General features: G+C 61.1%; 10 protein-coding genes. 2 read left to right on the top strand and 8 right to left on the bottom strand.

What is annotated here, in order from left to right:
* From AC6FTP_RS23600 to AC6FTP_RS23565, 8 genes are all read right to left on the bottom strand, one after another.
* Positions 1-3,578: hypothetical protein (locus AC6FTP_RS23600; protein WP_497209363.1), on the bottom strand; the 3,578-nt coding region annotated here is incomplete at its 3' end.
* A 4-nt stretch (positions 3,579-3,582) separates the two neighbouring features.
* Complete coding sequence (locus tag AC6FTP_RS23595; protein WP_497209362.1) at positions 3,583-3,885, bottom strand: hypothetical protein; 303 nt, start codon at positions 3,883-3,885, stop codon at positions 3,583-3,585.
* A gap of 4 nt (positions 3,886-3,889) precedes the next feature.
* The gene (locus tag AC6FTP_RS23590) at positions 3,890-4,579 is read right to left on the bottom strand and encodes an SCO family protein (RefSeq protein ID WP_497209361.1); all 690 of its coding nucleotides are present in this window, start codon (positions 4,577-4,579) and stop codon (positions 3,890-3,892) included.
* Positions 4,579-5,172: a c-type cytochrome gene (locus AC6FTP_RS23585; RefSeq protein WP_497209360.1), complete on the bottom strand. Its 594-nt coding sequence runs from the start codon at positions 5,170-5,172 to the stop codon at positions 4,579-4,581. Before AC6FTP_RS23585 ends, AC6FTP_RS23590 begins: the two co-directional genes overlap by 1 nt.
* Entirely contained in the window at positions 5,169-5,873 is a 705-nt protein-coding gene (locus AC6FTP_RS23580) for a c-type cytochrome (RefSeq protein ID WP_497209359.1), read from the bottom strand. The genes AC6FTP_RS23585 and AC6FTP_RS23580 overlap by 4 nt, the downstream gene beginning before the upstream one ends.
* Positions 5,874-5,879: 6 nt before the next feature.
* Positions 5,880-6,344 carry a c-type cytochrome gene (locus AC6FTP_RS23575; RefSeq protein ID WP_497209358.1) on the bottom strand — a complete coding sequence of 155 codons (465 nt, stop codon included), beginning with the start codon at positions 6,342-6,344 and terminating at the stop codon, positions 5,880-5,882.
* A 289-nt stretch (positions 6,345-6,633) separates the two neighbouring features.
* Positions 6,634-7,038 (bottom strand): hypothetical protein, encoded by a 405-nt coding sequence (locus tag AC6FTP_RS23570; protein WP_497209357.1) that lies wholly within the window; start codon positions 7,036-7,038, stop codon positions 6,634-6,636.
* A gap of 59 nt (positions 7,039-7,097) precedes the next feature.
* Positions 7,098-7,466, bottom strand: a complete 369-nt coding sequence (locus AC6FTP_RS23565; RefSeq protein ID WP_497209356.1) for a hypothetical protein — start codon at positions 7,464-7,466, stop codon at positions 7,098-7,100.
* Positions 7,467-7,674: 208 nt separating this feature from the next.
* On the opposite strand from AC6FTP_RS23565, the gene AC6FTP_RS23560 reads away from it, so the two are divergent.
* The gene (locus AC6FTP_RS23560; protein ID WP_497209355.1) at positions 7,675-8,610 is read left to right on the top strand and encodes a ComEC/Rec2 family competence protein; all 936 of its coding nucleotides are present in this window, start codon (positions 7,675-7,677) and stop codon (positions 8,608-8,610) included.
* On the top strand, positions 8,607-9,572 hold the full coding sequence (locus AC6FTP_RS23555; RefSeq protein WP_497209354.1) for a hypothetical protein: 966 nt from the start codon (positions 8,607-8,609) through the stop codon (positions 9,570-9,572). Before AC6FTP_RS23560 ends, AC6FTP_RS23555 begins: the two co-directional genes overlap by 4 nt.
* Positions 9,573-9,757: the final 185 nt, after the last annotated feature.

Raw genomic sequence — 9,757 nt, 5'->3', positions numbered from 1 at the left:
CCTTTTGTGGAGACTTTGAAAGCACCGACGCTGTGACCTTTCGGGTTCGCATCATTGCTCAAATCACCCGCCGCCAGCTTCATGGCCAGCGTGTAGTTCCCGACATATGGCGTGAACGAACTGGCTGGCAGCGCGGCGGTAATTGTCAGAGGATTCGTCCCATCGGTGAGCGTGGCGGTGAGGCTGCGGCTGGCACGCAGGAGCGTGAAGCTGAGGTTCAGCGTGTTCTGATTCTTTCGCACGATGCTGAAGCTGCCGGTAGGGTCAGCGTCCGGCAGCATGACGAGTGCACCTTTCAGCGGATGACTCACGGTGCCGAGCACGAGCGTGCCGCTGAAGGCTCCGAGGTTCGTTGTGGTGAGCGTGAGACGACCGCCGAGGTTGTTGTTCAAAGTCACCTCGCTGTGGCGTGGGACGATGCCTTGGTAAGTTCCCAGCGCGCTCGTGGGATACGACTGCACCACCATGACCTCTTCTTTCGCCAAGCCGTTGCCCGCAGCATTCAGAGCGCTGGCTTTCACGGTGAAGCTCTTCGCCACCGTGGGCTTACCGGAGATCAAGCCGGTGATTGCATTGTAAGTCAGGCCGGTGGGCAGGCCGAGGATGCTGAATTTGGTCGGCCCATTCACCGCGCCAAGCTGCCAACTGTAGTTCTGCCCGATGACCGCATCGGGCAGATTCAGGTCGTTCATCACAGGCCAGAGATTCACGCCCAAAGCCACGACATCACTGGTGACGCTGGTGGCCCCATTCGAGACGACCACGCTGTAGCTGCCGATGTCCTGCGCACCAACTCCACCGAGCAGCAGCGTGGCTTTGTCGGCACCGCCGATGAAGGTGGTGCCTCGCTTCCAGCGGTAGCTGAGATTGTTCCCTGTGGCGGTGACGCTGAAGCTGACGTTCGTACCTTCGTTCGCGATTCTGCCGACAGGCTGCGTCGTGATCACGGGCGGCGGCACGACGTTCAATGCGACGACATTGCTCGTGCGGTTGCCGTAGGTGTTGCTGACGACGACGCTGTAGTTCCCTGAGTCACCCGAGACGGTCACGGGAATGGTGAAGCTCGGCGAATTCGTGCCCACGTTCGTCGTCCCGAGCTTCCACTGGTAACTGATGCCGATGCCCTCCGCGACGACCGTGAACGTAGCAGGGGCACCGGGCACCACGGCAAGACTTTGCGGCTGTTCCGTGATCTTGGGCGGACCGTCCACGATGCCTGGATTCGGGTCGTCGCCATTTAAAACGCTGTCTTCATCTTCATCACCACCGAAGCGTGGCCCAGTGCTGGGAAGCACGCCCATGAAGGTGATCGCATCATTGCCGTTCAAAGCCGCGAGAAGAGCTGCGCGAGTCATCGTGCCGCCCGCGATGCTGTCATTTTGATAAACCGTGCCCGTCCAGCGCAGCACACGCTGCGTGCTGCCGATGACACCGCGCACGACGAGATCGCAGTCGCCCGCTGTGGTGGCCGCGCGAGCTTCTAGCAAAGCGATGTCGGTGATCACGGCGCTGTCGGCACGGTTTGCAGCCGTCACAGTTCGGCTGTAGCCAACGGTGCGAGCAGTGCCGGTATCGAAGCATTGGATGAAAGCCGTGACATCCCTGAGTTCCTGCAAAGTATCCAAGTTCGAAAGCACATACGGATGCACCGTGGGAAGCATGGAGGTGCCGCCCGTGCCATCGTGCAACATGCCAAAGCCACTCACGGACGTAGCTCCTGCACGCGAGTCGAAAAGCATGCGCTGATACGTCGTGCGCAGCGGTGGTGTCTTCACCGGCTGGCTGAGTCCTGACTCCTGCGGCAGGTCGATGTTGTGATCCGTGCCTTCAGGCAGCAAATGGCAGACGTTGCAGTGAGACTTGGTGTGATTGTTGAAGAGATCGCGCCCTGTGATCGGATTTCCACTGCTGAAACTCGTCGGCAAACTGCGATCCAAATTGCGATTCGGATTCGAGTGATGAACGAGCGATTTTAGGTATTCGGCAAGGTCGTCCATGTCCTCCGCCGCGATCTGGGAGCCGCCCATGAGATTGGCAAAGGTTGGGTTAAAGCTTTGCAGCGTCGGCTTGTCGCCACGCCAGTGAAAAGGATCGCCGTTTTGCATCCCGCGCAGCGTCTGCGTGACCATCGGACCCTTCATCGGATGCATGGAACGCGGGCGCGGCGTGGTGTCGTGGACGCTCAGGTTGGCTCCGAGCACAGTGAGCATTTCACCACCCGGATCGCCCAGATCCCAGGCCAGACCGTCGTTGTCCGCATCGAGATGGCAGATGCCGCAGGAGTTGGTGCCGTTGCCGGAAAGCCGGGCATCGAAAAGGTAGCCGCGACCCGCGCGGATGGCGCTCGGCATCGGGTCGTAGCTGCTGAGTGAGAGCTCGCTGGATACAGTCAGCGTGTTGGTGTCGATGACGCTGAGGCTGCTGGAGAGCTTGTTTAGCGAGTAGAGCTTTCCGCGTGCTTCATCGAGCACGAGCCCGCGAGGTCCGCGCATGGATGAAGCATCGGTGTCGGCTCCGGTGCGGATGTCCACGCGTGAGGTGACATTGCCCGTGGCGGGGTCGATCTTCGCCAGCCGATCCGAGGCAAAGGCCGCCACCCAGGCGGTGCTGCCATCGGCGGAAAAGACGAGGCTTGCCGGCTGCGCGAGCGCGGTGGCCTGCGCTGTCGGGTTAGGCAAAGTGCCGTAGTCGATGCCGGGATTCAGATCGACTGTGGTCACCAAAGAAGGCGTGATGATCGAAAGGCGGCTGTCGGCGAAGTGGCCGCGCAGAGTCGGCTCGAAGCGCGTGAGGTTGAGCGACTCAGTATTCGCCACCCAGATCTGATCACTTCCCGGACGCGCGGCGAGGTCGAAGAGATTCGTGCCGACATCGCTGACGTAGCGCACAAGCGTGTCGGTGGCCGTGTTGATCTCCGCCACGTCGTTGTCGAGGATCGTGTTCGTCACGCGCGGATCATTCGCAGCGACGATGAGCGCAGTGTCAGGTCCGGCTGGCAGGGAGGTGTTGGTCGGCGCAGACTGAGGGGGCGCGACCTCGCGCTTGATTACCGTGGTGCGGTTTCCCGACTGGAGAAAGGCGGCATAAATTCGCGAGCCATCCGCATTCACCGCCAGCGCATGGGGGTAGGCTCCGGTGAGCGAGATCGTGCCAGCGGCAGCGCGTGTGCTGGCATCGAACACGCGGATCTGACCTGCCCGAGCACAGGCGACATAGGCTTTGCCAGCGGCGAAAACGACATCCGTGGGCTCATCGCCGACGCGCAGGGTTTCCACCACAGCTCCAGCGCTCAAGCTGACAATGGAGACGCTGTCGCCGACTTCGTTGACGACCCAAAGCTCATCGTTGGTTCGTGCACGGACGCTCGCTGGCTCCAGGCCGACATGGATCTGGCTGAGCCGCACCAGCGTGCCGCTGCTGAGGTCAAAGACGGTGACGCGAGCATTCGAGGAATCGACGGCGACCAGCCGAGCGCCATCCGGCGTCATCGCCAAAGGATGCACCTGACGCGCTTCGAAGTGCTGATAGGCCGCCGAGGTGTTGCTGGCTAAAAGTAGGCTGAAAAGGAGTGCGCGCATAGGTTCAGCGGGTGACGGGTTTCAGCGACTGGATGTGATACATCTTGGCCTTCTCACCGAGCGCTTGGACGGCCATCTCGCGGGTAAGCGGCTTCGTGGAGGTGATCTTCAGCTTCGGCAGTCCGCCTTTGTCAGCGGTGGTGATTTTCACCGCCTGCACGCCGTCGATCATCGAGAGCGCAGCCTTCACATGACTGGAGCAGGCACTGCAAAAGATGCCCGCGATTTCGCCTTCATACTGCTGCACCGGCTCAGCGGCGAAGGTTTGGCAGACGAGGATGAAGAAGATGGTGAGGAACGTTTTCATAAAATCAGGAATGTGGGTGATCGAGGAGCTGATGGACGTGGTCGTGGAGTCGCTCGCACATCAGAGCGGCGATCTCTGGCTGCGGATGGAAGACGGCGTAGTAACCTCGCACATGGCCGTGACCGTCGATGAGGGCGATGCGGAGATCGTGCTCGTACTCGTCCTCTGGCGTGATGCGCTCATCCACGGGGATGGGTTGCGCGGGCAGCATGCCGACCTCCTTCGTCATGAAGTCCCAGAGCTTCTGCCGATCCCCCGTGATGAACCACCATGGCGACTTTTCCGTGGCTCCGACGGCTTCGGCATAACCTTTGAGCATCGCCACGCTGTCACGCTCCGGCTGGATGGCGACGGAAAGGAGTTGGATGCCGGGATGCGTGGCAAATTCTTGATTCAACTTCTGCAACTGCGCTGTCACCGCCGCACAGCCATGCGGACACTGCGTGTAGAGATAAGCGGCGACGATGACCTTGCCCTTGAGGTCGGAGAAGCGGACTGATTTGCCACTGCGTTCGGTGGCTTCGAGGTCGCTCTTCACCGTGGCAAAGACGGGCAGTTCGGCCCTGGGGATCACGGTCTGGAGAAAGCGGCTGTAGGCAATGCTCAGGCCGATGACGAGCACGATCACGCCCCCCATGAGCAGCCAGAAGCGCACGGGATTGAAGCTTGGTGGAGCGTGATCTTGGTTGGACATCAGGGGATGGGAACGGGCTTCGGCTTGATGGGATCTCGGGTGGTCATTTCCGAGATCGTCCATGGGGACATGCGGCTCGGGTTTGCCTGGCGGATAGCCTGGACGGTGAGCTCGGAGACACGCTCGGGCCGCGTGCCCCAGGTGCGGAGGACAAAGGTGGCCACATCGGCGATCTCGTGATCATCCAGCCAGGAGCCGAGGCCGGGCATGATGGGATGAGCTGAATGGGTGCCCGGTATGGGGCCGGTGACGCCATGCAGGAGGATGGCGGCCAGATGCTCACTGCGGCAGGTTTTCAGCCAGGGCGCACCGACGAGCGGCGTGCCGAGCCGGGGTTTGCCGAGCCCGGAGGCATCGTGACACATGACACAGGCACGGCGGTAAACCGTGGCACCATGGGCGAGCCCGTCCGAGGTGGCCATGAGCACGGGGTCCAGCGGCTTTTCCTGAGGTGCGAGCGCCGAGGCGATGGTCAGCCCAGCTGCAAACACCAAATGCCCGCCGAGGAGCAGCCACGGCACCTGATGCCTGACGCGCAGCCCCTGTCGGGGCCACGCGAAGCGCACAGGCGGGATGGGAGGGCCAGTGATCATGGTTGAGCCCCGATGACGGGAACTTTGAGCAGGCTGGCTTCATCCCACATGGCCACCCGATCCTTCTCAGCATCTCGGACGGCTTTGACCTGCTCGGGGGTGACGGCGCTGCCTTTGTTCCCAAAGGCATTGCGGGCATAGGTGAGCACGGCGGCGATCTGCTTGTCAGGCAGAGCACCTTGGGGTGGCATCATAGGTGCAAGCGACGCGAAGGGCTTGCCATTCACGTTAATCGGCCCTTGGAAGCCATGAACCACGATGCGGATCAGGCGCTCCGAGCCTGGAGCATTGACCCAGTCAGAACCTGCCAGCGGCGGGAACATATTGGGCAGGCCCAGTCCAGTTGGCTGATGGCAAACGGCGCAAATGGTGGTGAAGAGGGTTTTCCCCTCCTCAAAACCTGGCAGTGCCGCAGCATCAGCCACAGCTGGTGCCACAGATGCAGTGGGGGCGGGTGTGACTGTCGGCGCGGGTGCCGCTGCTGGTGAAGCAGCTTCGGGAGCCGAAGGCACCAAAGCAGCGGCGACTTCGGCTGGTTTGGGCTCAGGCTGCGGACGCGCTGCGGCAAAGCCACCGTAGAGGAAGGCGAGGCCCCAGAATGCGGCGAAACCCGCAACGGCGATCCCGAAGACACTGAAACCGAGTCCGGCGAGCTTTTCGCCAGTACTCTCTTCATGAGGAGAATGAGGGTGATGGCTCATGGCGGGTCAGTTCACAGGGATTTTTTCCAGTTCAGCCTGGGTCCACATGGCAGTGCGGGCTTTTTCGGCCTCGCGGATGGCTTGCACTTGGTCCGGCGTGACAACACTGGCCTTGTTGCCGAACGAATTGCGCACGTAGGTGAGCACGGAGGCGATTTGTTCGTTGTTCAGGGCAGCTCCCTGCGGCGGCATCAGCGGGGCCGGGGTGTTGAAAGGCTGGCCGTTGACTTTAATGGGACCAGTGATGCCGTGCAGCACCATGCGAATGAGCCGGTCCGGCTTTGAAGCGGAGGCCCAGTCCGAACTGGCGAGCGGCGGGAACATGTTTGGCAGGCCGAGCCCGGTGGGCTGGTGGCAGGCGAAACAGACCATCATATAGACTTGCTGGCCTTTGGTCATGACCTCGGAAGGAGGGGCGTCCTGAGCAGCGGAGAGGCAGGCGATGGAGAGAAAGAGAAGAAAACGAGACATTGAAAAGAAGGGGGATTTTTTGCGGTCGAGTCCAGGAAATGACCCGCTGGGCGGCGGGGAGTTGAGATGTCGCCCCCACCCGGAAACGGCCGGATGGGAGCGCCCGACAAAGGAGGGCAGCCACTAGCTGGAAGCGCCCTCCCGGATCATCGGGAAAGGCGTGGGTTGGCTGAGCAGGGAGAACCGTCCTGAATCCAGGATGGGCTGAGGCAGCAGATCCAAATCGCCATCTGATCTTGGATCAGGTTCGGCGGTCATGCATTCCGTCTAAAGACGGTGCTCCAAACGCTCAGCAGCCGAGCTGCGGCGGTGGTGTCACGGGACGCTCATGGCGGCTCAAAGCGGCGCTGGATGTCGTGATCCATGCTTCGGGCACTACCGGAGGAAAAACAAATCGTGGAATGCTGACGAGGGCGAGCATGAGCTTCATCTCCTTCATCTCCTTCGTCTTGGAGGGCGGTGGCTGGCCTTCCTTGGGCTGCCGCTCAGACTCGACCCCTTTTTCCACAGCTTTGCAAAGTGGGCAGGGATGGTCGCCATCGAAGGTGTCGCTGAGACCTTCCACGACGGAGCCTTTCTCCACGGAATAAGCCACCGCCATGCCGACCCAGGCGGCTGATTGCAGCACAGCCCAGTGCAGCCCGATGGAAATCATCAGGGCAGCAACAAGAAGGCTGTGAAGGACTCGCGACATGAAAAACGGGAGTCACCATGGCTGGCGACTCCCGCTTATGGAGCACGATGAAAAAGAAATCAATCAGGCTTATGCGAAGTGTGGCATGCCTTGCAGTTCACGGCCTTTTTGTATTCGCTGACACCAGCGGCATCCTTGGCCTGGATCTTCTTCACGGCGGCGATGAGGGCCTGGCACTTCTCCACCCAGGCAGCTTTTTCACCTTTCGGCGGAGCTTCCGCACACATGGCTTGGTAGGCTTTCAGGACGTCGGTTATCTCGGCATCGGAGGCGGTGCCTGCGCTGATCTTTTTGCAGGTCGGGTCGGTGCCTTCGGGGGCCTTGTGGTATTTTTTCATCGCGTCCTCAATGACTTCGGAGGCGAAGATGGCGGAGCTGCTTCCGATGAAGGCGAGCGCGACGATGAGACGGAGGGAGCGGAACTTCATAAGTGGAGATGAAGGGTGGATGATGGTGATGATGAATGCTGGGAGATGCCCAGCGGCGGGCGTTTTCTCAAAACGGTGGCCGATTGTCACGCCTGTAATTCGTGGTGCCCCCGCTTTCGTCACGGTCCTTTGGGAATGCGTCACAAAAAGATTCCTTCAAGCAGGACAAGCGCAGGCAAGGAGTCACTCAGGGCGGCGTTCACCTGGGATGAATCACATCTTCATCGCCCTTTGGAGCGTGGCGGCACTGGCCGGCGCCGAGCCTCTCACGGTGACTTGGCTGGACATGCCAGCACATGGGCTGGCGGCCATCGTGGAGATGCCGGGGAAGAAGGTCATGCTCGTGGATACGGGCGGTACGAAGAAGAGTGCGAGCGAGGACTACAATGCCGGGCGCGACACGATCACGCCTTTCCTCAAAGCACGCGGTTACCCGGAGATCGCGGCCATCGTCATCAGTCATCCGCATGGGGATCACTACGGCGGCGCAGAGTGGCTGCTGCAAAACTGGACCGTGGGCGAGTATGTGGACAATGGCTACGAAGGGCGCGGCCAGACGCTGGCCTACAAGCGCCTGCGCGATCTCGCCCAGCAACGCGGTGCGAAATACAGCGCGCTGACTCATGGAGCGAAGCTGGAGCTCGATCCCTCGCTCGCGATGGAGATCCTTTCTCCACCTGCGGAGTTCATCAGCCGTGACAGCGACCCCGCAAAGGTGAGCGAGCACGGCTTGCTGAACTCGAACTCACTCCTCCTGCGCATGCAGCACGGGCAGAATGTCTTCCTCTTTCCCGGTGACTCGTATGGCGGCGCGTTCGAGACTTTCCTGAAGCAAAACGTGCCTGCCGAGAAACTCAAAACGACCGTGCTCACCGCACCGCATCATGGCTTCAATCCAGGCTACGACTTCCCGAAGATGCTCATGCCGAAGTACGTCATCGCCTCCTGCCTCGCCGACTACGCGAGCAATGCAGGCACGCCAAATCCACGCTCGCCGGGCGATCGAGCCATCGATGTCTATGGCAAGCTCGGAGCGGATGTCTTCGTCACCGCCTTTCATGGCAACATCACCGCTGTGTCCGATGGCAGCATCGTGAAGGTCACCAAATCGCACGAGCGCACCGCCCCCGTTCTCCCTCAATGAGCGGCATCATCGGACACACCCTCTATGCTGAGCTGGCGCTGCGCGAGGCCGTGCAGCAGAAGCATCGTTGGGCAGGCGTGATGCAGGCGCATCGGGCCAGCTTCCATGCAGGTGCCTACATCGGCAGCGACATCCAGGTCATGCCGGAGGCCGTGTGTGTGGATACGGGCAAGGATGTCGGCTTTGGCACCGTGCCGCTGGAGCGGAGTCCGATCACGGGAGGTGCGGTGCGGCAGTTCCGACTCGTCACGCCTGATGGACCACTCACCGCCACGCGAGTGCATGAGCGCTTCTATGGTCGCGCGCATCTCGTCTTCGGCTGGACGCAGACGGAGAAGGAACTGCGCGTGCCCTGGGATCATCTGCCGGAGTACTTTGCGTCTGTCATCACAGACCTCGGCGGCAAAGACGAACGCGCACTGGCCTACACGCTCGGCTGGATCGTGCATGTGGTGGGAGACAGCCTGATCAAAGGGCAGCAGCCGGGCATCGAACTCAAGCTCGTGGATGGTCGCTACACGGCAAAGAACCGTCCGGTGCAGGATTTGATCTCGTTTCATGACATCGGCAGTGCCGAGCTGGGCATGGACTGGGCGAAAGATCTGGCCGCAATGGCGGCGACGCCTGTGGAGGACATCCAGCTCCACTACATGCGCTGTGCCAAGCCGCATGGACAGCTCGCCAAGCTTTTCCCCGATGGCTGGAAGCCTGAATCTGCCGCCACGCTCCGTGCGGTGTTGGCGGAAAACCGCCGCTGGGTGAAGCAGCATGCGCTGGATGAGATCACCTCCATGCAGCTCATCGACGGCGAATGCAGCCCTGCTTTGCGCGAGAAGAGCGGCCTCACCCTCGCCGAGATGCGAGTGGCGGCACGCGAGGCCAAATTCCACGAAATGCTGGACACGATGACCGACCAAATCACCGCCATGTTCGAAGCGGTGAATATGCGACTTCGCGCATAGAGCATGATTTGTAGCATTCTGCGCATTGCAGCGTCATCACGGCACAGTATGAGCGGAGTTTTACTTCGATGCTTTTGCGCACTCTTCTCCCCGCTGTCGTTGCCTCGCTAATCTGTCACACTGCCTTCGCCGATTCGGCCATCGAGCCGCTGGTCGGATTCGAGATGGGGCCGAACCCAAATGGC

Origin of the sequence: Prosthecobacter sp. (genome assembly GCF_044378005.1) — a bacterium.
Taxonomy (GTDB): Bacteria; Verrucomicrobiota; Verrucomicrobiia; order Verrucomicrobiales; family Verrucomicrobiaceae; genus Prosthecobacter.
Note: the sequence above shows the minus strand (reverse complement) of the source record. Positions and strands in the feature narration are given on the sequence as shown.